Below are 26,186 nucleotides of genomic sequence, written 5' to 3'. Positions count from 1 at the left end.
AGTGGGCATCCGCGACATCATCGAAGGTAAGAGAGAGTGGCGGGCGCACATGGCGCGAGTCAAGGCGCTCCCACCCGATTACCAGATTGTCTACAAGGAGATTCAGAAGTACTTTTTCAAGATCGGGCCAGTCGAGCTGGTCGACGGGAGCTTGCTCTCGGGGATTCTCGATTTCTTCGAGGAAGGAGTCGCGGCCGACAAAGGAGTCATGGAACTCATTGGCGATGATGTCGCGGCTTTCTGTGATGACCTTATAAAAGACTCACCGACCTATGCCGCTATCTATCAGGAGTCTGTCCGCAAGGAAGTCGGTAACGGAATGAACTGATCTCCATTGTCTCGCTGTCCATCTGTGGTTGAGTCAGGAGCTGACCAGGGATTTTCCGTTTGAGGGGCGTCATTTCTGGCGGTGGGGACGGGCCTGGCGGTCGGCTGTGGTCGGGTCTGAGCGCCACCACGCGTCGTGCTGTCGACAGCAGTGCTGAATGGTGGCCCGGATGGCGCTCTGATCATCGCGGGTGTGGAGGTCTGGGGCCTGTAAAGAAGGCGTATGACACTCGCGGCCGGGGTTCGAATTCCTTGATTACGCACCGCAGCGGGGAGTTGGATCGAAGCACGCGGTAAAGCGTTGTCAGGGCCGCGACGGGCCTATCGGGTGTCCGGGATAGGGTGAGCGCGAATGCGGGTTGTGGGCAAGGCGTTGCGGCTGTCGATCTTCGTCGGTGATGGTGACACCTGGCATCGGGAGCCGGTGTGGCGGGAGATCGTGCGGCGTGCCCATGCGGCCGGACTGGCGGGGGCGTCGGTGTTTCGCGGGATGGAGGGCTACGGCACCACCTACCGTATTCACAGCCGCCGCTTCTTCGCCCCGTCGAAGGACCTCCCGGTGGCGATCATCATCGTCGATGCCGAGGACAGCATCCAACGGTTCCTGCCGCAGATCGACGAGATCGTCACCAACGGCCTGGTCACGCTGGACCCGGTCGACATGCTGATCCGCTACGCGGGGAATGCCGATCGCGCTCCGTAGCCGGGCGACACGAGCAGGTCCACCGCCCCGGCGGAAATTCGCTGCCACGGCAGGATTCCGGACCGTTAAGGTTGGTACGGGTGTGCCGGGAAGTCTGGTCGGCGACGTATGTTTCATCGCCGGAATCAGAAGGAGTACTCGGTGGCAGGGCAAGGCATCGGTCGGCTCCGATGAACGATGTGCTGCCCTTCGCGACCGCGCTGATCATCGTCGCCGGAGTCGGACTCGCTGCGGTGCTCTCACACCGTTTTGTCGAGCGCTTTCCCATACCGGCATCGGCGTTGTTCCTGATCGGAGCCGCCGTGGCCTCCGATATCTGGACACCGCTGACCGAGGTACCGATCCTGCAGGTGGAGCGGGTGGTCACCATCGCGCTGGTGGTCATCCTCTTCGACGGCGGTATGCAGCTCGGTTGGCGCAGGGTACGTGCCAACGCGGGAGCCATCCTGTGGCTCGGCGCGACCGGTACCTTGCTTACCGCGCTGGCGGTTGCCGCGTCCGCGCACCTGCTGTTCGGCCTGGACTGGCGCATCGCGCTGCTGCTGGCCACCGCGCTGTCACCGACCGACCCGGCCGTGGTGTTCTCCGTGCTCGGTCGTAGGCAGATCGGTGGACGCAGCGGCGTGCTACTGCAGGGCGAATCAGGCGCCAACGATCCGGTCGGCATCGCGCTGCTGGTCGTGCTGCTGAGCACCAGTCAATTCACCGGCGCCGCAGCCGTTTCCGTCGCCTGGTCATTCACAACGCAACTGGTCATCGGCGCGGCGATCGGCGTCCTCGGCGGGTTGGGGCTGCTCTGGCTTATGCGCAGCATCCTGCTGCCCGCGGCCGGGTTGTATTCGGTGCGCGTGCTCATGTGCGTATTCGCCATCTACGCGCTCACCACCATCGCCCATGGGTCCGGATTCTTGGCGGTGCTGGTCGCGGGCGTCGTGGTCGGTGACCAGCGTGCCCCGTACAAGGTCGAGATCGAGCGGTTTCATTCCGCGTTGGCGAATCTGGCCGAGATCGTCGCTTTCGTCATGCTGGGGTTGACTATCCAGATCACCGGCCCGCACGGGATCACCGGGGGCAACGCGTTGGGGATCGGGCTTTGCCTGGCGGCATTGCTGGCCATCGTGATTCGCCCACTGCTGGTCGCAGTCCTGCTGTGGCGCACCGATCTCACCCGTGGCGAGCGGTTGTTCATCTGCTGGACCGGCCTCAAGGGCGCAGTACCGATTCTGTTGGGCGTGTTCATCCTTCAGGCCGGTGTCCCCGACGCCGCGCGCGCATACGACATCATTTTCGTCGTCGTCGCGTTCTCCGTCATCGTGCAGGGCGGCACGGTGACCGCCCTGGCCCGCCGCCTGAGCATTCCCCTGGAATCGGTCAACCCACGCCCCTGGGGTATGAACGCCCGCTTCGAAGAGGAGCCGAACAGCTTGCACCGGTTCACCATTGCTCCCGGGGCGACGGCCGACGGCAGCACCGTCAACGACCTGCCATCGGATGATCTGTGGGTGAGCGTGCTGATCCGGCATGGGCGGCTGGTCACCGTCACCGCCGATACCGTCCTGCACGCCGGTGACGAAATCCTGGTGCTCGCCGAACCGGAATCGGTTACCGATGTGGCCAAACTCTTCGGCCGAACCGCTGGATAACCTGCCGGGGTGGACGGCGAGCGATTCCGCCCACTCATGCGCCGCCCGGTCGCGGTGCGACCTCGGCTACGAGTGTTACCACCTCGTCGAGGTGGGCTGGGGTGGTCAGGTGGCCCATGCCGGCGATGATGTGCGGGTCGACGTTCATGGTGCGCTGGACTGCCGGGGCCAGTCGGCGAGGTGGCAGGAACCGGTCGTGCTCGCCGACAGCGACCACGCAGGGGCTATCGGCGCGGTCGGCCAGCACATCCGCTGGCAGAGGTGGTGGGGCCAGAGTGGTGCGACAGCTGGTGGCCATGAGAGTCATCCATTCCACCTCGGTCTCGGGTGGTTCCTCGCCGGGAGCGACGAACCACCGCAGCATGTCGCGTGTGTGTTCCGTGCTGGGATGTAGCATCCAAATGGCGGAAGCCACAGCGACTTTCGGGTTCACGGTGAGTCGGATGTAGCCGGCGGGGGAGATCAACGCTCGTGCCGTGATGCGAGCCGAGTCAGCGGCGAGAGCCACTGCCGCACCCAGCGAATTGCCCACCAGTACAACGTCATCCAGCTGTGCGACGGTCAGAATTTCATCGAGCACCTGGCCGTACCAGGGCAGCCGGGCTCGGCGTGGCCGGCGCGGGTCGCTGAGACCGGGTTGACCGGGAAGATCCACGATCACGCTCGGCCAATGTGCCGAAAACGCCTGGAGCCAAGGCAAGGCCACTGCGGCATTGAATCCGGTGCCCGGCACCACCACGATTCGTGGCGTTCCGGTTCCGGCAGAGGTGAGCTGAATCCGTCCGACGCTGGTATCGATGGCGGTCGTGGTCAGCGGAAAGTTCGCTCGCGATATGGCCTGCGCGCACCACCGCTGGACCGCGCGCTGACCACGTGCGCTCTTGTAGGCAGTCTGCATCGCGCCAGTGTGCGCGCCGGGCTCGTGATTCGTCCAGCGAACGCGCACCCAGATGCCTACTGCTCTCGAACGCGCCGTATTGCCGCTGATTTGCTCAGTCGAGGGACCGGTAGTTCAGCGAACCGTTGGTCTCGTTTGCGGGCTGGTCTTGAAGCAGAGTTGTTGCGGCTCAGCAACTTTCGCGAGACTGCAACAGTTCGCGACAGGTGTGGCATCGGGATTCGGCCGGTGGCGCTGACCTTGGACATCGGCCTCGGTCCGTTCCCCGGAGCCGCTCGACCGGACGCTACCCGAAACGTCGTTGTGCTCTTACCGAACCCCTGACTTTCGCTGGACAGCGAGCGTCTTGCGCCACCACTACTCAGTGTTACTATCTACTGGTAGTCGGCAACACTGAGTAGTGCGAGGAGGTGGTCCATGGGCAAGCAGATAACGGAGATGCTCAAGGGCACGCTGGAGGGCATCGTTCTGGCAATCCTGGCCGTGCGGTCGGCGTACGGCTATGAGATCACGGCGTGGCTGCGGGAGCAGGGCTTCTCGGATATCCCGTCTATGCCCTGCTCGTCAGGATCGAGAAGAGGGGCCTGGTCGACGTAAAGAAGATCCCGTCGGAGAAGGGGCCGCCGCGCAAGGTGTATTCCCTCAACGCTCAGGGCCAGGAATATCTCGACGAGTTCTGGCGGACCTGGAGCTTCCTCTCCGAACGGCTCGAACAGCTCCAAGAAGGGAGCAAGTGATCATGTTCGTCGAAAAGGTAATCGGCGATCTCGGTGATAAGCGGCGATGGCGGCAGTATCGGGCGCGCGTGCGACAGCTTCCGCAGAGCCATCGCGCGGCAGTCGAGGCTTTCGAGCGGTACCAGACGAGCTCTGGTCCGGGTGGCGGCGTTCCGATGTTCGAGGATCTTGCCCATCTATTCGAACAGAGCGCCGCGGATCGAACCCCGCTCCGCGAGGTCGTCGGGGAGGGGCCCGTGGAGTTCATCGAGACGTTCGCGCAGAACTACGGGGAGGATTCGTGGCGCAACCGTGAACGGGAACGGCTGATCAACGCCAGTGAACGCGCCACCGGAAGAGAAATTAGGGCCGTTCGATGACGACACAGCAAACCCTGGCGATCCCCGTGCAGGGTTTGGAGAAGTCCTGCGAGGCACTGCATGTCGCGCGGGACGGGTTCACGATCGGCCAAGCGGCGGCATTCGTCGGCGTCACGGTGACGACGGTGCAGCAATACCACCAGTACGGATTGGTCGACGAACCGGACTGCGACGGCTCCGGCCACAGGCGATATCGAGCTGCCGAGCTGATGCGGCTGGTGCAGGTCCGGACACTGGCCGGAGCGGGTGTGCCGCTGGCCGAAATCGGGGATCTGCTCGACTATCTCGCCCACGTCGAGCACGTCCTCAGCAACCCCCACTGAGCCACGGCACTCGAAGCATATTGTGCCCCAACCGAATACGCGGATAGGAGCCGCTGTGGAATCCGCCCACCAACCTTGGGACCTCCGGCCCGACGACCCGAGGGCGTCGAGCCTGGCCGAAGCCGTCCGATCCTGCCTCTAGAGGAATTCTTGTCATGCGCGCCGTTGAAGACACTCGACCGAACGGAATAGCCGCGCGGCTGCTGGGTGACCGCCACTGCCTGCCGCTGTCGATCGCGTTGCATCTTGTCCCCGGCGCCCTGGTCGTCGCCGTCTATCTGCTCATCGGGGAGCCGTTCGTCGAGGCCATCGGTTATCCGGTCCTCATGGGCTGGGCGATCGCCCTGTGCGTGGTTCTGATCCCGGTCCTGGTGGGGCTGCTGTGGCTGGGCCGCATGCGCAACGGCCATTTCTCGCTGCGCGGCGTGCTGCACTACACCGACAAGCCGGTCCCGCGCGGGAAGCTGGTGGCGATGGTCATTCCGCTCATCGTATGGATGATGGTGCTGAGCTTCGCGCTGATGCCGGTGAACCGCTTCTTCCTCGACCACTTCTTCGCATGGGTCCCGTATACGGACGGCGCCGGCAGTGCCACCGCATTCCTCGACGGATACTCGTACTCGATCAGGCTCACCACGATGCTGATATGCCTGCCGCTGACCGGAATCTCCCTCCCACTCATCGAGGAGTTGTACTTCCGCGGTTTCCTGCTGCCCCGCATCACCCACCTGGGCGGCTGGGCGCCGGTGGTCAGCGCGGTCTTGTTCTCGCTGTACCACTTCTGGACGCCGTGGGTGTTCGTGTCGCGGGTGATCTTCATGTTCCCGGGATTCTGGTTCGCCTGGCGGAACAAAGACATCCGGCTGTCGATCGGGATGCACGTCGGCGTGACCTCGATCATGGCGACGCTCGGCACCATCGCCGTTGCGCTGAACCTCATCTGAGACCCAGCAGGAGCCGCACGCAATCTGGGGCATCGTGAACCCGCAACCGCCTCGCCGTCGGCGGCGACTGGATCAGCGGGCCGGCGCCGCCCGCATCCAGCGGGTGCGGTTGCCTCAGCTAGACCGTAGGTGCAGCGGGCGGACCACCAAGGCGCTGTTGTGGTTTGGCTGGCTCCTATTCCTCGGCCACACCGTAACCCGGCCCGCGGTAATCATCTCCGCACTGGCACAGGACAACCCCGTGCCTGAGCACCTGGCCTCGCAAAAGTCGCTGAGCCGCAACAACTTTGCGTCAAGCCAGCCCGCAGCCGAGAGCAACGGCCGAGCATCACCGGCGCTTATTCCGTGTCGTCGCGCTGCTCTTCGGTGAGTTCGGCCAGAATGTCGGAAGCATCGCTGTTGGCGTCGGCTGCGAGCCGCCGCAACTCGGCGACATCGCCTCGTTCGGACGCCAACTCGACGAGCTGGTCGACCGCATCGCCGTTTCCGTCAGCTGCCAGACGCCGCAGCTCATCCATATCGCCACGCTCACCAGCCAGCTCGACCAGTTCGTCGGCCGCGTCCGTGTCACCGGCAGCAGTCCTGGCCCGAAGATCGGACAGCTCGGCATCGGTCATGACAGCCACCCTATCCGCGGGGCGCCGGTCCGGGAAGCCACTGCGGTTCGATCCGCCGAGTCGGAGTTGGTGCTGGGTACGGTGGCGGTTGTGCCGCGAGAGACGTTGACCAGGGAACAGATCGTCACCGCGGCGGTCGCGGTGCTGGACGCCGAGGGCGTGGCCGGTTTGAACGTGCGCCGGCTCGGTACTCGGCTGGGCGTGGCGTCCACCGCGATGTACTACTACGTCAAGAACAAGGACGAGTTGGTCACCCTGGCCGCGGACCTGGTCTGGCGCGAGATCGAACTGCCCGACCCCGCGGTCACCAAATGGCGTTCGGCCGCTGCGAAGTTGGCGCGCGAGGTGCACGCGATGCTCGGCCGCCATTTCTGGCTGCTGCCCGCCATGAGCACGCATCTGATCTACGGTCCGGGCAAAGCCCGGTTCGACGAATGCTGCCTGGCGGTGTTCGAGTGTGCGGGGTTCACCGGGCCGGACGCGGACCATGCCGCCGCGACCGTGCTGATGTATGTCATCGGCGCGGCGCATGGCTCGGCCGCCGAACGCGCCTAGCAGGCCCGGACGCGACGTGCGGGTGTCGACGAAGACGCACGCCAGGCCGAGGTACTCGCCTACATCACCGAGACTGCGCGGCAATTCCCCCGACTTCGGGCCCGGCTGGAAGCCGCGGCACCCGAGACCGTTGAAACCTTGCCCGCCGATACGGGTTTCGAGTTCGGGTTGCGCACCGTGCTCGATGGCCTGCAGGCCCGGCTGGATTATCAGAAGTAGCGGTCGGCCGAAGGTAGAGTCAGCAGAACGATCACCGCGAGCGAGCCCACGGTCGCCAGCAGCCACCGTGCCACGATCGCCGGTCGACACCACGACGGCAGGGCATCGACCGCGGCCTGCAGCACCGTGCGGATGTCGAGCCCCCGCACTCGCGGATCGTCGAGTTTCGCGAACGCGGACACCGTCATTCGCATCGCGAACACCTGCATGGTGGTCACCCAACCGACCCCGAGCAGAACCAATGGCTCCACCACCCACGACAACACCCGTCCGGTCCCGATACCGGCTAGATCGAGTGCTGCCAGCACGGTCAGCACCGCCGCGATCGCATATCCCGCGATGAAAAGCCCCTCGTCCTTCGTCCAACCGGACCCCGTGCTCGGCGAGCACCTCCGGCGCCACCCCTTGCCGCGCCGCCGCCGCATCCGCCGCGCCCTGCGCAAGCGGCCCAGCAGTCCGGTAGGCGCCCAGCATCACAAAGAACATTCCCGCCAACCCACCTGCAACAGGCTTGCGATCACCACGGCAACAGACATGCAGTCTCCCCGAATCGATTTGAACTAAGTTCAAAACGAGCCTAGCCAGTATCTCAACTTGGCTCAATCCGTGAACCCGGGCGGATCGCGGGTTTGTTGTCCGTGCAACGCGCGTGTCGAATGCGCCTGGAGGACTTCTCATCTCGATCCGAGGCACTTGGTGGCCCGGCGAACGATCGGTAGTCGGCAATGCCGAGCGGTTGGCTGCAAGGAATTCATCAAGGAATTCATCGGTCTATCCGAGTTGCGGTAAAAGCCTCGTATGGAGCGCAATGAGGGTGCCAACCCGTTCATAGCATGCTGAGATGGTCTGGCATCAGGGACTTTTCGGCGGCGGGCACGTGTGCATCACGGACGGAGATGTCCATCGGCTTCGGTCGACGTTTCCGAGTGGTTGCTGAGATGATTCAGCCGACGCCTTGGCAGTTGCGTGAATCTTCTCGTGTCGCGAAAACCACACGGACCATCCCCCGGACGCGAGCGCTGCAGTCTGCTTCGCGAGTGCTGCAGTGGGCTCTGCCGGATGGATGGGCAGCGTCGGTACGCGGAAACTCGGGTTATCTGGTGGCCGCTGCCGCGAACCTGGTCACCCTGGTCATGCTGTTCCGGCCTTGGATCACCGTCACCGGACCCGACGGGTCCGCTCGGGCCGATGCTTTCGGCCGGATCGAGGCCACCACCAGCTACCTGATGGCGTGGTCGGGATCCGGTCCGACCACGGCTGATATCAGTGGCACGTGGGCCATCCTCACCACAGCCGCGATCTTCGTGATGGTGACGGTGGTGGTGACCAATCTCCGACTCCGTAAGGCGGCGCTGTATCGGACATCGGTCGCTTCCGGTATTGCGGTGGCGGTTTTCGTGCCGCTGGCCATGCGTAACCTGAATAGCCGAGCCTCGGACTTGTTGGACATGACCTCTCGCGGTTGGGACGCGGGTGGCCAAGTGGGTTCCTGGATTCAGTGGGCCTTTTCCGGCGGTGACCTGATGTTGCCGGGTGTTCGTTCCTCCGGATATTCCACCACCAGTTTCACCGGTGCCGCCTTGATCGCCTGCGGTGCATCGATGATCGCGGCGGTCGCGGCCATCACCCAGTGGATGCTCCAGCGCTCGAAGCGATGACACCGGTGCCGTGGACAACAGTTGAGTGGCGCTCGATGAGGTCTGAATCTATGGCGCTGCAATGGATTTCGGTATGACGGCCGATCCGGTGACCGTCGGCGGCGTGCGTAAGCGGCGCGGCCAGGAGGCGTTCCTTGCATGGCAGTCGGCATTTTTCGACCCGGATCGCTGGTACCCGCAGGTAGTGGCCCGGCGGGTCGCCGCGTGGATCGAGGCGAGTCGGTGGCGTCGGCGAATTGTGGTGGGGGTGGTGACGTTCACCGTGCTGGTGGTCGTCCCGGTCGCGGTCGGCGCGTTGGCCACCGCGCAGCCGGGCGCGGTCGCTCCGACCGAGCACGGTACTGCGTCGTCGGCTCCCAATAGCGGGCTGAGCTGGACGCACGTGCGCGACTCATCCGGTGTCGAGTTGTCGAAGTACACCTTCGTCACCGATCACGGTGGTCCCTTCCATCCCGGAACGACCGCGCTGGCGGTCATCCTCGATCTGGAGTTCGCCGGCTGGAATGTCATTGTCACCTTCGCGATCTGGTTGGTCGGGTGGGCGTTGAGCTTCTCCTGGCTCAATGTGTTCAGCTCGGCCCTGCACGGGGTCGCGGTGAACCTGACCGGACAAATCGCGACGCCGCTGATGCTGGTCACGGCCGCCACCATCGGGGCGTTCTTCGTCGCCTACTTTGTCACCCGCGGGTTCTACTCGAAGGCGACGATGCAAGTGGTCAGCATGCTAGGGGTGGCGATCGCGGGGACGCTGTTCCTGTCGGATCCGCTGGCGGAGGTGTTGTCCTCGGACGGGTGGCTGGCCCAGGGCCGCAATGTCGGCATCTCGGTGGCCGCCGGATTGAACGGCGATGCCGATCCGAATCCGGCCGCGCTTGTGGCGACCATCCAGTCGGAGATGGCCGACAATTTCGCGCGTAAACCGTTGCAGGTATGGAATTTCGGGCACGTGGTCGACGATCGACCGGCGTGCAAGGCGACATGGACGGCAGCGGTCAACTCCGGCAACGACGAGCGCGTCAAGAACGGCATGAAGTCGTGCGGTGATTCCGCCGCGTATGCCGCGGCCGACGATCCCACGGCGAGGCAGGTCGGTGCGGGGCTGGTGCTGTTGCTGGCCGGTGCGGTGCTGTTGTTGTTCGCGGTCTATCTTGGACTGAAGATCATCAAGGCGGCACTGGACGCTATCTATCACGGGTTCATGTCGATCTTCGGATTCGCCGCGGGTGGGTTCATCTACGGGCCGACGCAGACGTTTCTGGTTCGCAATATGGTCGATTCGTTCATCGCGGCCGGGCGGATGGCGGCCTACACCATATTTCTGGGCGTCTACCTGTTGTTCCTCGGTGATCTGTTCCGGCAGGCACGCGGTCAGGAGATGGCGGTATTCGTTATAGGCGCGGTGGTGGAGATCATCGCGATCTTCCAGCTGCGCAAGCTGGGCAGCGGCCTGTCCAGTGGCAACGATTGGGTGGCGAACCGGTTCGCACTCGCCATGCAGCGGGGGTCGTCCGCAGGCGGCGCAGGCGGTGGAAGGGCATTGGGGATGGGACAATTCGGCGCTTCCCACGCCAGCACGACGGCGCTGGTCAGTGGGCTCGGCACCGTCGCCGAGCCGGCGATGGAGTGGTTCGTCGGCCGGGGACACACCTATCCGCACTCGCGCATCGACGGGAATATGGGGCCAGCACATTTCCGGCAGATAGCACGCCGATACGGGCAGGCGTATGGGGGTGTGGGGACCGCGCGCGGGGCGGCGGCTGCGGTCGAGGCCGTGGTGTGGCGTGCCGGAGGCGGTCTGGCGGAGGCGGCCGGCGCGCTCGAGCTCGAGGGCTGGAGTGGGCCGATGATTTCGGACGCCATGGAGGTCTACGCCGAACAGCAGAGGTACGCGCAGCACAATCCGCTCGTCCATCGGCCACTGGCCGAACTCACTGCGGCGCAGACGTTGGCGGAGAACTCACTCGGTCGGCTGGCGGGGTTGGGTGGCAGGCAGGCGCGGTTGCGCGAGGAACAGCGCCTCCAGGCCGCGGTGTACGCGATGGAAAGGGCCACGCTTCGCTACCGCGACTCACTGCCCCGCGGTGTCGACCTGATCGACGGCGTGAACACTCTCAACGGACACACCTATCGCGGCAATCATCTGAGGTCGATCGTCAACGACTACCTGGCGAACCCGACCGAAGCGAAGATGCGGGCGCTGGAGCAGGCTTCGCGCGGCGACACCTCGGCGATGGGGCGTGCCAACGCATTCGGACACCTCGGTCTCGGTGCCCGCGATCTCGAATCCGTCGCCCGCGACCCCGCGGCACGCATGATGCAGTCGATCGCCAACGCGGACGCCAGAAACTTGGCCGATTCGGTCCACGCCGTCGTGCACAGCGACCTGCGCGACCTCGACCTGCACCGCGAGGTCCGACACTTCGTCGGCCGTGCCGTCGATACCGACAACTGGTCGACCGGCACCGCACGCAGCGCCTCCGCCCCGAGCCCACCGAACCGCCCGTAATCAGGTGTGGACCACGGTGGCCGACGAAGACCATCTGCGTCGGCACTTTCATGATTTCCAGTCGATCAGATGCCTTGGCAGACAGGTGGATTCCACAGTGCGGCCAGCGTTCATGGCACGTCCGCCGTCTGCATATAACCGAATCGGGCGGTGAGGTGGATGATGCCGTCGTCGGCGTAACCGAGCGTGAGCGCCGTCGGCGGTGCTATCCGTGAGTGAGGATGCGCACAGCCGTGGTGACGCCATCGGCGGTACCGACGATCACCAACACGTCCCCAGTGGTGAATACGAGGTCGGGGCCGGGCGACGGAATCACCTGCCCAGCTCGGATCACCGCGACGATTGATGCCTTCGCGCGGGCGCGCATGCGAGTCTGGCTGAGCCTCTGTCCGTCATACGTCGATCCGCGGTGGATCGGCACGTGCCGGATCGCCACCGCGTGGATGTCGCGACAATCGTCTTGGGGCCGAGCGACCAGTTGTGGTGCGCCGAGCAGTGCAGCCAAGAGTGCCGCTTCCGAGGCCGACAGCAAGATCCGACCGGCGACGTCGGGATCGCCTGGTTTGCCGACGATCAGGTCGACGGTGCCGTCCCGGCGATCGACTACCCCGATCCGCCGGGAACTGGTGAGTGAAATGTCTTTGTGCACACCAATTCCCGGCAGAAAGGCTCCCTCGATGTGCACACCACCAGGATATTGGCGAATTCCGAGGCAAGCCGGAAATATTTCGTCAATATAAGCGTCCGACTTGCCCGCAGCACTGTCATTCACCGCTGGCCTGGTACGGAAATTGGCTGACCGAGCCCCTGGAACAGGTGGTCCCCGACCGTGGTCGCTGGTCGCTGCCACGGCAGCCTCGCTCCCTTGCCGCTGGCTCCTGCGGTACTGGAGCCGACCGCGGTACCCACACCACCGTGGTCGCTTCACCTCGTAGAACTGGGGTGTGCGGCCGGACTCCTGCAGATCGACCTATTCGGTTTCGATGGTCTGCGGTACCCGGCAAAGGTTCGCCCAGCACCGCGGCCCGGGGTGTCAAATATCCGTCAAAGCGAGTACGGCGGGCTTGTCCGCATTGCGCGGGGTGCGTTTATATGAGGGTGTGACCGCAACTTTTGGCCCTCCTCGCGCCTTGCGCACCGCGGCCGCCGTTGCTCGACACCGTGTGGCGCGCATGCCGTCCGCCCTGGAGCTGTTCGGCTTCGGGAGTGAGGACGAACCGCCGAGTCCGGTGTAGCCGGTCTGTCCTGATCTCCAAAGCCGCACGGCTGCTCTATTTTGTGCGGTTTCACCGCTGAGCGTGCAAAGCATCCGCTGAGCATGTGACGCATCTCTGCGACATCTGGTCGCGAACCTCACTTCCGCGCGTCCCCGTACTGCTCCTCGCGGTGCGACCGCTGCGCACTCACCCGATGGGAGAACTATGTCCGCAAACTCCTCCACCGCCCGTACCGTGCTCGTAACCGGTGCCGACCACCGCCTGGGTTTCGCGGTCGCCCAGCGTCTGATCGCCGACGGTGCCATCGTTATTGCCCACGTCCTGCGCAAGGATCGCGCCGACGAGATATCAGAAGGGCTCTCGGCCGAATCGCGACCCAACCAGGTGCGCATGGTGCATGCCGACTTCGCCCGCCTCAGCGAGGTCGACGAGCTCGGCCGCACACTCACCGCCCAGCTGCCCGGCCTGGATGCACTGATCAACACCGCATCCATCGCACCGCCGCAGCGGCGCACGTATACCGAGGACGGGCACGAACTGACCTTTCAGACCGACTACCTCGCGCCGCAGCGCCTCACCATGGCAATGGCTCCCGCTGTGGCGGCAGTCGGCGGCCGGGCGGTCACTGTTACTTCGAGGCTGCATATCGGCGGCAATATCGACTACACCGACCTCGATCGCAACCGCGGTATCTACACCCCGCTCGCGGTATACGCGCAGGCCAAGCTTGCCCTGACGATGTTCTGCCGTTCTCTGGCCGAGACCGGGCCCGCGGGACTCACCTCGGTCAGCGTGGCCCCTGCCGACTTCGAGATCGACCTTCCGCAGCTGCGCAGCCATCGTATGGCGCCGCTCGACGCGGCTGCGTCGTTGCTGGTCGCATTGAGCGTGTCGGCCACGCCGGTCGTCAACGGCGGCTACTACGAGGGCACCGAACTCACGGAAGCGGCTGCACTGGTACGCAATTCGCGCTCTCGGACCCGGCTTGCGGCATGGAGCAACCGGCTCGTGCCTGCCGCGTAGAGCATTCGATACCCCGGTAAGGAGACAGGCGACATTGTCCAAACGAGCGAGCAAGAAACGCGCCCGCCGCAAGAAGAAAGCGAATCACGGCCACAAGCCCGGTCAGGGTTGACCGCTCTTCGACGCTGCCACTGTTGAGCTGCGCGGGCACGCCGAGGGAATATGAGCCGCCGCGGACCCAGACAAGGATCGCGGCGGCTCGGCCGTTCGGATACTTATTCTCCTCTCAGAGAACAGAAACCGCTGCGGCAGAATTGGATTCGCTTGGGCCCACCAGTCGGGCAGGATCGTCATCTCGACCAAGGCTCACCCATCAAGGATTCACCGAACACGCTGATCACCTCATAATGTCGGCACGCGTTACGCGCCGAGCCAATCCGCGGCCAGACAATTCGGCATCAACATCTCACATCACACGCACCACGAACACCGCGTCCCGATCAGTAGGGGTTCGGGCGGAGCCGGAGGATAGAACCGCAATGAGCCGTTGCCGGTAGGAATCCGACGAAGTCCTGCCAACGGAGCCCGTATGAATTCTGTAAAGAGTGACGTGGCGGTCCGAGAAATCTCATCAAGAAAAATTTGCGGCAATGAAGACGCCGCTAGTGTCCGTAGCTGATGTGCACTTCCCTGAGGCAGTCGCCTCGATGAACGATCGACCGTATGATATTGCGGCGCTGCGTGAGCTGGTCAGCCGTCGTCATGTCGTGGAGATTCTGGACGCCCTGTCGAACAGGCCCCACACAACTGCCGAGCTGACCACACTCATTCACGTTCGCCGCAACACCCTGGCGCGCGTGCTGCGGGTGATCGCCTCGCAGAGCCTCATCGCCGCCGATAGCCAGGGAAGCTGGGATTGGCCGCTCGAGGCGACCGATGTGATCCGATTGACAGGCCGCGGTACCCAAACCATCGAGTCGCTGTCGAGCCTGTCGGTGTGGACGGCGTTGTACGAGTGCGCCGGTTACGAGCACGAACGGTAAGCCCACGAGCGATCGTGCCAGGGGCGACGACTCCTCCTGGTCGCGCAGCGCGCGTAGCCACTATCGCTGGAACCGGTATCCCATACCTGCTTCGGTCAACAGATGCTTCGGATGCGACGGATCGACCTCGAGCTTGCGACGCAGCTGGGCCATATACACCCGCAGGTACTGGGTTTCGGACTCGTGGGACGGACCCCACACCTCGCGCAGCAGATCCCTGCGCCCCACCAGCTTGCCGTTGTTACGCAGCAGCATCTCGAGGATTCCCCACTCGGTCGGTGTCAGACGCACGGTGTCACCGTCCTTGATGACCTTCTTGGCGGCCAGATCGATGCTGAGCGAGGCTGTCACCACCACGGAGTCGGAGGTGACAGCAGCACCGCGCCGGACCGCGGCGCGCAGCCGGGCCAGCAACTCGCCCATCCCGAACGGTTTGGTGACATAGTCATCGGCACCCGCGTCGAAGGCTTCCACCTTGTCCGCCGAACCCGTACGCGCGGACAATACAATCACCGGCACCGAAGTCCACCCGCGCAGTCCAGCAAGTACCTCGATACCATCCACATCGGGCAGCCCGAGATCGAGAAGCACCACATCGGGATGCTCGTCGGCGGCTGCGCGCAGTGCATCGGCACCAGTGGCCGCAGTGATCACCTCGTAACCGTGTACGGACAAATTGATGCGCAGCGCGCGCACGATCTGCGGCTCGTCGTCGACAACCAGTACCTTGACCTCGGTTGTCGTCTTGGTCATCACAGGTTCTGTGTCACGACTGGTATGCACGCCTTGGTCGGCTCCGTCCGACGGCGCCAGGTCACTGTCACTCGAATCGGTTGTCATCTGTACTCTCCGATTCATTTCCGCTGGCGACCGCCGATTCGCGCAATGCATTGTCGGGCCGCAAGATACTGCGCACTGGCGCATTGCCCGCACCGGCGAGCTCGACATTGCGGCGCGACAGCCTGCGCCTCAGTACTTCCGGCGGCGACACAAGGCGCGCTCGATCCGACGAGGCGCCCCGGCCGTGCAACGCGTAACTCTTGCCCGCATCTGGTGGAGCACCGAGATACAGCACAGTCGCCTGCGCCTTACTCGCCTACCATCGCGCGACTCGACGAAGCGCCCGGGTGCCGCATTCGGTCGGTAACGACATCGGTTTGCCAGAAACCATCCACGCGAGTATTCGTGCTGGCTCCCAGTGCACGAATGAGCAACGCGCAGCAGACAAATCCAGCGATCACTACAACGGTAACAACCGACATGGCAATACCTTTCGCAACGAAGCCCGGTTGCGCCGGAATCTTCCGATTGGCAGGGTCGTGACTTTTCTACCCGCCGATCGAGCGTCGATCTCGATCTTTACGGTGTGTTAACTCCCTGTCGGCATACCTTGACGGCATCCTTTCATCCATACAGGGCTCAGTTGTAAGTGAAGTGTCAAACCTTATCGACGAGACGCTAAAGACTCGTAAAGGCCCCTCCACAGGCGCCCCGCTGCCGCTTGACTCACCCTGGCGCGTCCGATGAGGGAGCGCGCGATATGGAGGTTGTGTAAATGTCTGTCGTGGTGTTCACGGTGCTCACCGTGGCGATCTTCGCGCTGCTGGGCTTGATCCAGCGGGGGGTGGAAAAGCTGTGATCGCGAATCTGATCGGTCTGGTACTGGCGATTCTGATCGCCGTCTACATGGTCGCGGCGCTGCTTTTCCCCGAGAGGTTCTAGGTGAACACGACAACAGCGGGGATCGCCTTCCTTGCGTCCCTGATCATCGCGCTGGCCCTGGTGCATGTGCCGCTCGGCGACTACATGTTCCGGGTGTACAACGCCAAGAAGCACTCCCGCGCGGAACAGGTCATCTACAAGGTCATCGGCGTCCAGCCCGAGGTCGAACAGACCTGGGCCGTCTACGCCCGCAGTGTGCTGGCGTTCTCCGCGGTCAGCGTCTTGTTCCTGTTCTTCTTCCAGCTGATCCAGGGCAGGCTGCCGCTGCACCTGAACGATCCGGCCACCGACATGACCCCGGCGCTGGCCTGGAACACCGCGATCAGCTTCGTGACCAACACGAACTGGCAGAACTACTCCGGTGAATCGACCCAGGGCCACCTGGTGCAGATGGCCGGTCTCGCGGTGCAGAACTTCGTCTCGGCCGCGGTCGGCATCGCGGTGGCGGTGGCGCTGGTGCGCGGCTTCGCCCGCAGGCACACCGGCGAACTCGGCAACTTCTGGGTCGACCTGGTGCGCGGCACCATTCGCATCCTGCTGCCGTTCGCGTTCGTCTTCGCGATCATTCTCATCGCCGGTGGCACGATCCAGAACTTCCACCTACACGACCAGGTCGCGCAGACACTCAACGGCACCGAGCAGACGATAACCGGCGGACCCGTGGCCAGCCAGGAGGTCATCAAGGAACTCGGCACCAACGGTGGCGGCTTCTACAACGCGTACTCCGCGCATCCCTTCGAGAACCCGACCACCTGGACCAACTGGGTGGAGATCTTCCTGCTGCTGGTGATCAGCTTCTCGCTGCCGCGCACCTTCGGCCGGATGGTCGGCAGCAAGAAGCAGGGCTACGCGATCGTGGCGGTGATGGGCACGATCGCCTTGATCAGCGTGACCCTGCAGAATTTCTTCCAGTTGCAGCACCACGGCACGGTGCCGACCGCGATCGGCGCATCCCTCGAGGGCGTCGAAACCCGTTTCGGCGTGGCCGATTCCGCGACCTTCGCGACCGCGACTACGCTGACCTCGACGGGCGCGGTGGATTCGTTCCACGACTCCTACACCAGCCTCGGCGGCATGATGACGATGTTCAACATGCAGCTGGGTGAGGTCGCGCCGGGCGGCACCGGCTCGGGGCTGTACGGCATGCTGATCCTCGCGGTGATCACCGTTTTCGTCGCGGGTCTGATGGTCGGTCGCACACCGGAGTACCTGGGTAAGAAGATCACCCCGCGCGAAATCAAGCTCGCCGCTTCGTATTTCCTGATCAGCCCGCTCATCGTGCTGGTGGGCACGGCGGCCGCGATGGCGATGCCGGGACAGCGCACCGGAATGCTCAATTCCGGACCGCACGGGCTCTCGGAAGTGTTGTACGCCTTCACATCCGCGGCCAATAACAACGGCTCGGCCTTCGCGGGTCTGACCGGCAATACCGAGTGGTACAACACCGCGCTCGGCCTGGCCATGGTGTTCGGCCGGTTCCTGCCGATGATCTTCGTGCTCGCCCTGGCCGGTTCGCTGGCCCAGCAAGGCACCACCCCCGAGTCGATCGGCACGCTGCCGACGCACCGGCCGCAGTTCGTCGGCATGGTGGTCGGTGTGACGGTGATCCTGGTCGCGCTGACCTTCCTGCCCGCACTCGCGCTCGGGCCGCTCGCTGAAGGAATCCACTGAAATGACCAGTCCCACTACTGAAGTGACCGCTGTGGCCGAGGCCGCTGCTCCGAAGCAGCAGACCGAGCACAAGGGCGGCCGCGTCCCGCGTGGCGCGCTCGATCCTAAGATGCTGTTGACCTCGCTGTCCGATGCTGCGCGCAAGCTCGACCCGCGCACCATGTGGCGCAACCCGGTGATGTTCATCGTCGAGATCGGGGCCGTCTGGTCTTCGATTCTCGCGATCGCCGACCCGTCCTTCTTCGCGTGGGCGATCGTGGTGTGGCTGTGGCTCACCGTGATCTCCGCCAACCTCGCCGAGGCCGTCGCCGAGGGACGCGGTAAGGCCCAAGCCGACACGCTGCGCAAAGCCAAGACCGACACGATGGCTCGCCGGCTCGTCGATTGGTCACCCGGCGCGCGGGTCGTCGAGGAGAGTGTCGGCGCGCCCGCGCTGCAACGCGGCGACTACGTCGTAGTCGAGGCGGGCCAGATCATCCCCGGCGACGGCGATGTCGCGGAAGGTATCGCATCGGTGGACGAATCGGCCATCACCGGCGAATCCGCCCCGGTTATCCGGGAATCCGGCGGTGACCGCTCCGCCGTGACCGGCGGCACCACCGTGCTCTCGGACCGCATCGTCGTCAAGATCACCCAGGAGCCCGGCGCGAGCTTCATCGACAAGATGATCGCCCTGGTCGAAGGCGCGAGCCGGCAGAAGACGCCGAACGAGATCGCGCTGAACATCCTGCTCGCCTCGCTCACGATCATCTTCGTATTCGCGGTGGTCACCCTGCAGCCGCTGGCGATCTTCGCCAAATCGAACAACCCCGGCGTGGCTGACACTTCGGCACTCGACCTACACGGTGTGACCGGCATCGTGATGGTCTCACTGCTGGTCTGCCTGATCCCCACGACCATCGGCGCCCTGCTCTCGGCCATCGGCATCGCCGGTATGGACCGCCTGGTGCAGCGCAATGTGCTTGCCATGTCGGGCCGCGCCGTCGAGGCCGCGGGCGACGTCAACACCCTGCTGTTGGACAAGACCGGCACCATCACCCTCGGCAACCGCCAAGCCTCGGAATTCGTTCCGGCGCCCGGCGTTCCCGATGACGAATTGGCCGATGCCGCACAGCTTTCCAGCCTCGCCGACGAGACCCCCGAGGGGCGTTCCATCGTGGTGTACGCCAAGCAGACGTTCAACAAACGCGAACGCACCCCGGGTGAGCTGACCGGCGCGACCTGGGTGGAGTTCACCGCCCAGACCCGGATGTCGGGTGTGGACCTGGCCGACGGTCACCAACTACGCAAAGGCGCCGCCAGCGCCGTCGTCGAATGGGTCCGCGCCCAAGGCGGGAACGTACCCGACGAGATCGGCATGATCGTCGACGGCGTCTCCGCATCCGGCGGCACACCACTGGTCGTCGGTGAAGTCGATGACGGCAAGGCCCGGCTGCTCGGCGTCATCCACCTCAAAGACGTCGTCAAGCAAGGCATGCGCGAACGCTTCGACGAAATGCGCCGAATGGGCATCCGCACCGTCATGATCACCGGCGACAACCCGTTGACCGCCAAAGCGATCGCGGATGAGGCCGGCGTGGACGACTTCCTCGCCGAAGCCACACCGGAAGACAAACTGGCGCTGATCAAAAAGGAGCAGGACGGCGGTCGCTTGGTCGCCATGACCGGTGACGGCACCAATGACGCTCCGGCACTGGCCCAAGCCGATGTCGGCGTCGCGATGAACACCGGCACCTCGGCAGCCAAAGAGGCCGGAAATATGGTCGATCTGGATTCGGATCCGACCAAGCTCATCGAAATCGTGGAGATCGGCAAACAGCTGCTCATCACCCGCGGAGCGCTGACCACCTTCTCGATCGCCAACGACATCGCCAAGTACTTCGCGATCCTGCCCGCGCTGTTCATCGCACTGTTCCCCGGCCTCGACGCGCTCAATGTCATGCGGCTGTCCAGCCCGCAGTCAGCGATCCTGTCGGCGGTCATCTTCAACGCGCTGGTCATCATCGCGCTGATTCCGCTGGCGCTGCGCGGGGTGAACTACACCCCGACCAATGCCTCGAAACTGTTGAGCCGCAACCTGACGATCTACGGTCTCGGCGGCATCGTCGCGCCGTTCATCGGCATCAAGCTGATCGACCTCGTCGTCCAACTCCTCCCCGGGATGTCCTGATATGCGTATGTCAACTTGGATCCGGCAGCATCTGGCCGCGTTGCGTGCGCTGCTGGTACTCACCGCGATCACCGGAATCGCCTACCCACTGGCGGTTTTCGCGGTTGCTCAGCTGCCCGGCCTGCACGATAAGGCGCAGGGCTCGCTGATCGAGTCCGACGGCAAGGTCGTCGGCAGCAGCATCATCGGACAATCGTTCACCGACAAGGACGGCAACGCCCTGGTGCAGTACTTCCAGAGCCGCCCGTCCGCGGCCGGTGACGGCTACGACCCGCTGTCCACCGCGGCGTCCAACCTCGGCCCGGAGAGCATCGTCGACACGCTCGACGCCGATCCGGCGAATGTGAAGTTGAGCCTGCTGTCCACCGTGTGCTCGCGCAGCAAGGCGATCGGCGACCGTGAGGGGGTCGACGGCAGCCGTTCGTTCTGCACTAAAGACGGTGTCGGCGCGGTGCTTTCGGTGATCGGGCCGCGCGACGCCGTCGGTGAGGTTTCGCAGCCGGTGCAGGTCGTGAGCGTCAACGAAGCGTGCCCGGCCAAGCCGTTCCTGTCCACCTACAAGGGCGTCGCGGTCGAATGCGCCAAGCCGGGTGAGGACTATTCGGTCGGCCGGATCGTTCCGATCATCGGCGATGCCTCGACCGATACCCCGGTGCCGACCGATGCGGTCACCGCCAGCGGCAGCGGCCTGGACCCACATATCTCACCGCAGTACGCAGCCATCCAGACCGCGCGAATCGCCAAAGCCCGCAATATCTCCGAGGATCAAGTGCGCGCACTCGTCGATGCCCACACCGATGGCCGGACCCTCGGCTTCCTCGGTGAACCCCGCGTCAACGTGGTCGAACTGAACCTCGACCTCGACAGCAATTACCCGTTCCGCGGTTAGTCATCCGCAGCCGATCCAACGGCCCGGCCCGGCAATGCGAATTGCCGGCCGGGCCGTTTCGTCGTCGGCGACACCCGCAGGAGACATCATGCTGGCCGGTACAGCTACACCTCGACTCGCGAACCCATGATCACTGTCCGCTCCCCGGGCAGGCCGAAGTACTCGGCGGCATCGGCGGTGATGTAGGACGTGGCGATGAACAGGCCCTTGCGCCATCGTGGGTTCGGTCCCCTTCTTCAGCTCGATCTTCGACAGGAAGTAGGAGGCGTCATCGACCGATATCCGGCCCTCGGTCTTCGCCGGGTCGAGCAGGCGCAGCGTATTCGGGACGTTCGGTGTCTCCATGTATCCGAAATACGCGTTCGCATGGATGATTCCGTCCTCGGTGTAGCCGAGCGGGTCGATTTCGGTCCGCTCGGCGTCCGGCACGCGCGGCACCGGCAGCGTGATGATCGACATGATCACGACATGCTCGTGCAGCACGCGGTTGTGCTCGACATTGGCCCGCATCGCCAGCGGCGCGGTCTCCTTGCCACGATTGAGGAATACCGCGGTACCGGGGATCCGTACCAGTGGCGGCCGATAGTCCGGCAACTGGTCGATGAATTCGCGCAGCGGTCCCTCCGCCCTTTCCCGCGCGTCGGTGACGACTTCACGACCGCGTGCCCAGGTGGTCATCACAGTGAAGGCGGTGAGCCCGATCAGCAGCGGCAGCCACGCCCCATGCACCAACTTGGTCATGTTCGCGGCCAGGAACATCACATCGACCACCAGCAAGGGGATGGCGCCGAGCAGGATGAGCCACAACGGGGTGTGCCACTTGGTGCGGGCGATGTAGAAGAACAGCAGGGTGGTGATGGTGATCGTGGCGGTCACGGCCATACCGAACGCGAACGCCAGCGCCGCCGAGCTGCGGAAGGCGAAAACCAGCGTGATCACCGAGACCATCAGCACCCAGTTGATCCACGGCACGTAAATCTGACCGATCGTCGACTCCGAGGTGTGCGCCACCCGCAACCTCGGCAGATAACCGAGCTGGGCCGCTTGCGCGGCCACCGAGAACGCGCCCGTGATCACCGCTTGCGAGGCGATCACCGTAGCGGCTGTCGCCAACAGCACCAGCGGCAACCGCGCCCAACCCGGAGCGAGCAGAAAGAACGGGCTGCCGACCGCACTCTCATCGCCGAGCAGCAGCGCTCCCTGTCCGAAGTAACTCAAAGTGCACGCGGGCAGCACCAGTCCCAACCAGCCGCGGGTGATCGCCTTGCGCCCGAAGTGCCCCATATCCGCGTACAGTGCCTCGGCGCCGGTCACCGACAGTACGACTGCGGCCAACGCGAAGAAGGCAATGCCGAAGTGCCCGCACATGAAACTGATGGCATAGGTCGGCGACAGCGCCTTCAGGATTTGCGGATGATCGGCAATACCCACCACCCCCAACGCGCCGATCGCCACGAACCAGACGATCATCACCGGCCCGAACAGTCGACCGACCGCCGCGGTGCCGCGTCGCTGCACGGCGAACAGCCCGACGATGATCACCACCGTGATCGGCACGACCAACTCTTCCAACCCCGGCTGGACGACCTTCAACCCCTCGACCGCGGATAGCACGGAGATCGCCGGGGTGATCATGGAGTCGCCGAAGAACAATGCGGCACCGAACATGCCGAGCCCGGCCAACAGCACGGCGACCCGACCACCCGATCCCCCACCAAGTCGCCGCAACAGCGTTATCAGCGCCATGATGCCGCCCTCGCCGTCATTGTCGGCACGCATTACGAGCAGGACATATGTCAGCGTGACGATGATCATCACCGACCAGAAGATCAGCGACACAACGCCGTACAGGTTGGCGGTACCGATCGGCACCGGATGGGGATCGTCCGGGTTGAACGCGGTCTGGATGGTGTAGATCGGGCTGGTGCCGATATCACCGAACACGACCCCCAACGCACCGACCACGACGCCGGCCCGGACACTGCCGCCACTACCCGATAGGTGATTCGAAGGACCGAGTTCGGTCGCTGTACTCATGGTGCTCCTCATTTGCTGGTCCGCACCATATCGTGCCGTGTTCGCCGCGGGGACGCGGTAACGACTCGGCTCGACAATGGCTGTCGATACAGCCAGCGACCGCGCCGATGACACATCGGACGACAGGCTCGCTCAGATGATCGATGTAGGAGTCCAGCCACTCGGTCACTGTCGCGGGCGCTGCGGTGCTGCCGCGCTGAAAGTCCAGCAACGCCAACGCACCCGCAGGGCCGAGCTTGATGAACGGCTGCGCCGACTCGCTCGCAGCGCAGCTGTCAATCAGCAAATGGAGTTCGGATGTCTCCCACAGCTCACCACGTTCGGGCGTCCATACGAGACCGGACAGACCATGAGCTCTATCCGGTCTCTCGATGCGCATCCCTTCAGTTCACCGACCTGACGCCGGTTTCCGGGCACCGTCTTGTCGCATCACGCGGCGTCGAGGGCTGCGGTGATCTTGCGGACCATCTCGGTCATGGTGGGGCTCGGCTTGTCACGGTGGGTTCGGGCGGCTTCGATGGCGACCAGGACGGTGTTGCGGAAGTTGTCGGCTTCGGCCGGATCCTGCTTGTGCAGCAGGCTCATCGCTGCGGTCAGCGCGGGCAGCACGTGGTCGGCGAGTTCGGCGACGGTCTTGCCGTCGAGGTTCACGGGCTTGGACTTCTTGGCGAGCACGTGTCCGACCAGGCCGGTCGCCGAGGACAGGGCGATGGAGCCGTTGGTGGCGATCTTGTGGGGTTTGCCGGTGGCATCGGCGGCGACCAGCAGCGAGATGGCGCCGTAGGCGGCGGTGCGCAGGGTGGCCTTGTCGGAGTCGGTGAGGGTGATGGACATAGTGGTTCTCCTTGGAATCTGTTGTGGTGGAAGTCGATTGAACGAATGAGTGGTGGCTTGCGGCCGGGCCTGTGCCCGGGTGTCCGGATCGCTCGGGGCGCGTCGCGTAGGTCGCGGAGGCGGTGAACGGCGCCGCCTGACCGGTCGTGAGCGAGTCGGTCAGCGGATCGCTGAACCGTCCCGGTCGAGGGCGGCGACCTCGCGCACGGCGTCGGTGACGGCACGGAAGTCTTTGCGCAGGATGTGGTCGTGGTTGCTGGCGACTTTCGCGCTGATGCGGATGTTGTGGTTGCGGGCGGTCACCGCGCCGAGGCTGGCGCGGATGCGTTCCTGCTCGTCACCCTTGCTGCCGAGCGAGGCGCCCGAGGCGAGCACATACCGCGTCGCGACGGTGATGTTGTCCAGTACGGGGCCCAGCTCGCGCTCGCGGGCGATCTTGCCGAGTTCGATATTGCACTCGGCCTGCTGTGCCGCACCTATGCGCGGGGTCAGCCCTGTCGGGCGCAGCAGCGCGGTGATCGGGCGCAACCGCTTGAACAGCTTGCGGATCCGCGCCTCCATGGCCTCGTCGAGCCAGTCATGCGGTTGCGCGCCATCGACCAGGACCGCGCCCATGCACCGTTGCGGATTGCGGCTGGCCCAGTGCGCGGCGACGAACGCCCCGTAGGACCATCCGATCACCACCGCCCGCTCGACGCCGCGGGCCGCGAGCACGGCGTCGACATCGTCGACGCAGGTGGCGAAGGAATAGTCGGCCGAGGTCTTGGATTTGCCGCGGGCCCGCTCGTCGAAGGTGATGTGCCGGAAGCCGGGACCGAGGTCGGCGATGACGCGCTTCCAGTACCCCTGCGTGGCGAACTGGCCATTGCAGTAGATCACGGGGATCCCGGGACCGCCGGTGTCGGTGACGGCTAGGGCGGTGTCGTCGACCGGCACCATGCCCGTCCAGGCCGGGGTGTTCGCGGTGTGGTTCGAGTTGTTCGCTGCGCTGTTCATGTGGACTACTGTCGCCAGCCCGGCTGACACCGACCTGACGCCGACCTGACACCCCCACTGACACGGTGTCCGACCTGGTGACAGCGGACAACGGGGACAGATAGGCATCGGCTCGACATCGGTCGTGGGGTGGTGATCCCGAGGCGTTCGACCCGGATCGGTTCCTTCCAGAGCGAGTCAAAGCCCGCCACCCCGAGCTCTACAGGCCGTTCGGGGTCGGGCTGCGAGGGTGCATCGGCCGTCAGTTCGCCTACCACGAGCTTCAGTTGGTCCTCGCGACGATTCTGCGGAATTTCGATCTGACACCGGACCCCGGTTATCAGCTGCGCGTCAAGGAAACGATCACTCTGAAGCCGGAAGGGTTGCAGCTCGAGCTTTTCCGGCGTGACTAGCATCGGTTGCGCTGCCGCTCGTCAAGGCTAGGGGATAAGGGCTTGGCGCTCGAAGTCGGCTTGCCGCGGCAATCGGATGCGGTTGCCCGGAGTCGCGCAGCGCTCGCAGCAGGTCGACCGCCCGTCGCAGCTACTACGACAGAAGCGACTCGCCCTTCTAACCATGTCCCCTAACGTGCGGAGAGTTCGGTCAGCTGGAGTCGGTGCTGCGGGGGCATATGTCCAGGTTGTGTGAGTGGGTCCATCTGTTGCCTGGCGCGCACGAGCGGGCATTCGTCGATATCGACTCGCTGCTGCGTCCGGTGTACGGGCCTGCCAAGCAGGGCGCGTCGTACGGCTTCAACCGGACATGGCCCTCCTACCGCTGCTGACAACATCGATCGTCAAAGACGCGCGTATCGAGGCAGATTCATGTGGCCACAGGTGGAACGACGCTAAGTTGTGGTTTGCACGTGGGTCAGATCCGCATCAAGCAATTGGTCAGGCCCGGCAGGCCGCCGGGCCTGACCAGCTTCGGTCGAATCGTCACCGCCCTTCTCTCACCGATGATGTCGACGTACGGGTGCTCGATTGCGGTGTAGGCCCGGGCGCCGTAGACGGTCTCGACCGGTCGGATGTTCTGACCGTGTCCATCGTTGTGATCCCCAGACGCCGCGCTGCCGTGGCGAAGCTTCGAGCGGTCTCGCGGGTCGATGCTCCCGGTCTCGATCGTGGCTCGAGCCGGCCCGGCTACCGACTCGGTGAACCGTGGTTCGCGTTGTTG

At 64.5% G+C, this 26,186-nt stretch carries 21 protein-coding genes and 5 pseudogenes; 18 read left to right on the top strand and 8 right to left on the bottom strand.

Annotated features, from left to right (window positions below; all coding sequences use genetic code 11):
• The first annotated feature begins 1 nt into the window (after window position 1).
• From ACQPZ2_RS36860 to ACQPZ2_RS36850, 3 genes are all read left to right on the top strand, one after another.
• On the top strand, window positions 2–328 hold the full coding sequence (locus ACQPZ2_RS36860; protein WP_433522627.1) for a DUF1048 domain-containing protein: 327 nt from the start codon (window positions 2–4) through the stop codon (window positions 326–328).
• A gap of 351 nt (window positions 329–679) precedes the next feature.
• Entirely contained in the window at window positions 680–1,030 is a 351-nt protein-coding gene (locus ACQPZ2_RS36855; RefSeq protein WP_433522626.1) for a DUF190 domain-containing protein, read from the top strand.
• Between the two features lie 170 nt (window positions 1,031–1,200).
• Entirely contained in the window at window positions 1,201–2,673 is a 1,473-nt protein-coding gene (locus ACQPZ2_RS36850; RefSeq protein WP_433522625.1) for a cation:proton antiporter domain-containing protein, read from the top strand.
• Window positions 2,674–2,707: 34 nt separating this feature from the next.
• Here the strand turns inward: ACQPZ2_RS36850 and ACQPZ2_RS36845 are convergent, their stop codons facing one another.
• The gene (locus ACQPZ2_RS36845) at window positions 2,708–3,571 is read right to left on the bottom strand and encodes an alpha/beta fold hydrolase (RefSeq protein ID WP_433522624.1); all 864 of its coding nucleotides are present in this window, start codon (window positions 3,569–3,571) and stop codon (window positions 2,708–2,710) included.
• Window positions 3,572–3,988: 417 nt separating this feature from the next.
• Here ACQPZ2_RS36845 and ACQPZ2_RS36840 point away from each other — a divergent pair.
• The 4 genes and pseudogenes from ACQPZ2_RS36840 to ACQPZ2_RS36825 all read left to right on the top strand — a co-directional run bounded on the left by ACQPZ2_RS36840 (window position 3,989) and on the right by ACQPZ2_RS36825 (window position 5,934).
• Window positions 3,989–4,308 (top strand): annotated as a pseudogene (locus ACQPZ2_RS36840) (PadR family transcriptional regulator).
• Between the two features lie 2 nt (window positions 4,309–4,310).
• Entirely contained in the window at window positions 4,311–4,667 is a 357-nt protein-coding gene (locus tag ACQPZ2_RS36835; protein WP_433522623.1) for a DUF1048 domain-containing protein, read from the top strand.
• Window positions 4,664–4,990: a MerR family transcriptional regulator gene (locus ACQPZ2_RS36830; protein WP_433522622.1), complete on the top strand. Its 327-nt coding sequence runs from the start codon at window positions 4,664–4,666 to the stop codon at window positions 4,988–4,990. The genes ACQPZ2_RS36835 and ACQPZ2_RS36830 overlap by 4 nt, the downstream gene beginning before the upstream one ends.
• A 155-nt stretch (window positions 4,991–5,145) precedes the next feature.
• The gene (locus ACQPZ2_RS36825) at window positions 5,146–5,934 is read left to right on the top strand and encodes a lysostaphin resistance A-like protein (RefSeq protein WP_433522621.1); all 789 of its coding nucleotides are present in this window, start codon (window positions 5,146–5,148) and stop codon (window positions 5,932–5,934) included.
• Between the two features lie 338 nt (window positions 5,935–6,272).
• On the opposite strand, the gene ACQPZ2_RS36820 is transcribed toward ACQPZ2_RS36825, so the two are convergent.
• Window positions 6,273–6,551, bottom strand: coding sequence for a hypothetical protein (locus tag ACQPZ2_RS36820; RefSeq protein ID WP_433522620.1), 279 nt, complete (start codon window positions 6,549–6,551; stop codon window positions 6,273–6,275).
• Window positions 6,552–6,620: 69 nt separating this feature from the next.
• On the opposite strand from ACQPZ2_RS36820, the pseudogene ACQPZ2_RS36815 reads away from it, so the two are divergent.
• A pseudogene (locus ACQPZ2_RS36815) lies at window positions 6,621–7,325 on the top strand (TetR/AcrR family transcriptional regulator C-terminal domain-containing protein).
• On the opposite strand, the gene ACQPZ2_RS36810 reads toward ACQPZ2_RS36815, so the two are convergent.
• Entirely contained in the window at window positions 7,316–7,750 is a 435-nt protein-coding gene (locus tag ACQPZ2_RS36810; RefSeq protein WP_433522619.1) for a hypothetical protein, read from the bottom strand. The pseudogene ACQPZ2_RS36815 and the gene ACQPZ2_RS36810 overlap by 10 nt on opposite strands.
• A gap of 612 nt (window positions 7,751–8,362) precedes the next feature.
• On the opposite strand from ACQPZ2_RS36810, the gene ACQPZ2_RS36805 reads away from it, so the two are divergent.
• Entirely contained in the window at window positions 8,363–8,983 is a 621-nt protein-coding gene (locus ACQPZ2_RS36805; protein WP_433522618.1) for a hypothetical protein, read from the top strand.
• A 73-nt stretch (window positions 8,984–9,056) separates the two neighbouring features.
• On the top strand, window positions 9,057–11,489 hold the full coding sequence (locus tag ACQPZ2_RS36800; RefSeq protein ID WP_433522617.1) for a hypothetical protein: 2,433 nt from the start codon (window positions 9,057–9,059) through the stop codon (window positions 11,487–11,489).
• Window positions 11,490–11,694: 205 nt separating this feature from the next.
• Here the strand turns inward: ACQPZ2_RS36800 and ACQPZ2_RS36795 are convergent, their stop codons facing one another.
• Window positions 11,695–12,174: a cation:proton antiporter regulatory subunit gene (locus ACQPZ2_RS36795; protein WP_433522616.1), complete on the bottom strand. Its 480-nt coding sequence runs from the start codon at window positions 12,172–12,174 to the stop codon at window positions 11,695–11,697.
• A 736-nt stretch (window positions 12,175–12,910) separates the two neighbouring features.
• Between ACQPZ2_RS36795 and ACQPZ2_RS36790 the strand changes: the two genes are divergently transcribed.
• Both ACQPZ2_RS36790 and ACQPZ2_RS36785 read left to right on the top strand, forming a co-directional pair.
• Window positions 12,911–13,729, top strand: a complete 819-nt coding sequence (locus ACQPZ2_RS36790) for an SDR family NAD(P)-dependent oxidoreductase (RefSeq protein WP_433522615.1) — start codon at window positions 12,911–12,913, stop codon at window positions 13,727–13,729.
• A gap of 590 nt (window positions 13,730–14,319) precedes the next feature.
• Window positions 14,320–14,712 carry a winged helix-turn-helix transcriptional regulator gene (locus tag ACQPZ2_RS36785; protein ID WP_433522614.1) on the top strand — a complete coding sequence of 131 codons (393 nt, stop codon included), beginning with the start codon at window positions 14,320–14,322 and terminating at the stop codon, window positions 14,710–14,712.
• A gap of 60 nt (window positions 14,713–14,772) precedes the next feature.
• Here the strand turns inward: ACQPZ2_RS36785 and ACQPZ2_RS36780 are convergent, their stop codons facing one another.
• Window positions 14,773–15,465, bottom strand: a complete 693-nt coding sequence (locus ACQPZ2_RS36780; RefSeq protein WP_433522613.1) for a response regulator — start codon at window positions 15,463–15,465, stop codon at window positions 14,773–14,775.
• 882 nt (window positions 15,466–16,347) lie between these two features.
• Between ACQPZ2_RS36780 and ACQPZ2_RS36775 the strand changes: the two genes are divergently transcribed.
• The 4 genes from ACQPZ2_RS36775 to ACQPZ2_RS36760 are packed head-to-tail and all read left to right on the top strand — an operon-like array spanning window position 16,348 to window position 21,164.
• Window positions 16,348–16,434: a potassium-transporting ATPase subunit F gene (locus ACQPZ2_RS36775; RefSeq protein ID WP_433527619.1), complete on the top strand. Its 87-nt coding sequence runs from the start codon at window positions 16,348–16,350 to the stop codon at window positions 16,432–16,434.
• Complete coding sequence (gene kdpA / locus ACQPZ2_RS36770; protein WP_433522612.1) at window positions 16,435–18,105, top strand: potassium-transporting ATPase subunit KdpA; 1,671 nt, start codon at window positions 16,435–16,437, stop codon at window positions 18,103–18,105.
• A 1-nt stretch (window position 18,106) separates the two neighbouring features.
• Entirely contained in the window at window positions 18,107–20,275 is a 2,169-nt protein-coding gene (gene kdpB / locus ACQPZ2_RS36765; RefSeq protein ID WP_433522611.1) for a potassium-transporting ATPase subunit KdpB, read from the top strand.
• A gap of 1 nt (window position 20,276) precedes the next feature.
• Window positions 20,277–21,164, top strand: a complete 888-nt coding sequence (locus ACQPZ2_RS36760) for a potassium-transporting ATPase subunit C (protein WP_433522610.1) — start codon at window positions 20,277–20,279, stop codon at window positions 21,162–21,164.
• Between the two features lie 104 nt (window positions 21,165–21,268).
• On the opposite strand, the pseudogene ACQPZ2_RS36755 reads toward ACQPZ2_RS36760, so the two are convergent.
• The 3 genes and pseudogenes from ACQPZ2_RS36755 to ACQPZ2_RS36745 form a co-directional block, all read right to left on the bottom strand.
• Window positions 21,269–23,201: pseudogene (locus tag ACQPZ2_RS36755) on the bottom strand (potassium transporter Kup).
• Between the two features lie 429 nt (window positions 23,202–23,630).
• A complete protein-coding gene (locus ACQPZ2_RS36750) occupies window positions 23,631–24,035 on the bottom strand; it encodes a hypothetical protein (protein WP_433522609.1) in 405 nt (134 codons plus the stop codon).
• 159 nt (window positions 24,036–24,194) lie between these two features.
• Window positions 24,195–25,031, bottom strand: coding sequence for an alpha/beta fold hydrolase (locus ACQPZ2_RS36745; RefSeq protein WP_433522608.1), 837 nt, complete (start codon window positions 25,029–25,031; stop codon window positions 24,195–24,197).
• 113 nt (window positions 25,032–25,144) lie between these two features.
• Between ACQPZ2_RS36745 and ACQPZ2_RS36740 the strand changes: the two are divergent.
• Window positions 25,145–25,423: pseudogene (locus ACQPZ2_RS36740) on the top strand (cytochrome P450); the annotation flags it as partial.
• A gap of 173 nt (window positions 25,424–25,596) precedes the next feature.
• A pseudogene (locus tag ACQPZ2_RS36735) lies at window positions 25,597–25,770 on the top strand (IS1380 family transposase); the annotation flags it as partial.
• Between the last annotated feature and the right edge of the window lie 416 nt (window positions 25,771–26,186).

It is taken from the genome of Nocardia pseudovaccinii, assembly GCF_050942345.1.
Lineage (GTDB): Bacteria > Actinomycetota > Actinomycetes > Mycobacteriales > Mycobacteriaceae > Nocardia > Nocardia pseudovaccinii.
Note: the sequence above shows the minus strand (reverse complement) of the source record. Positions and strands in the feature narration are given on the sequence as shown.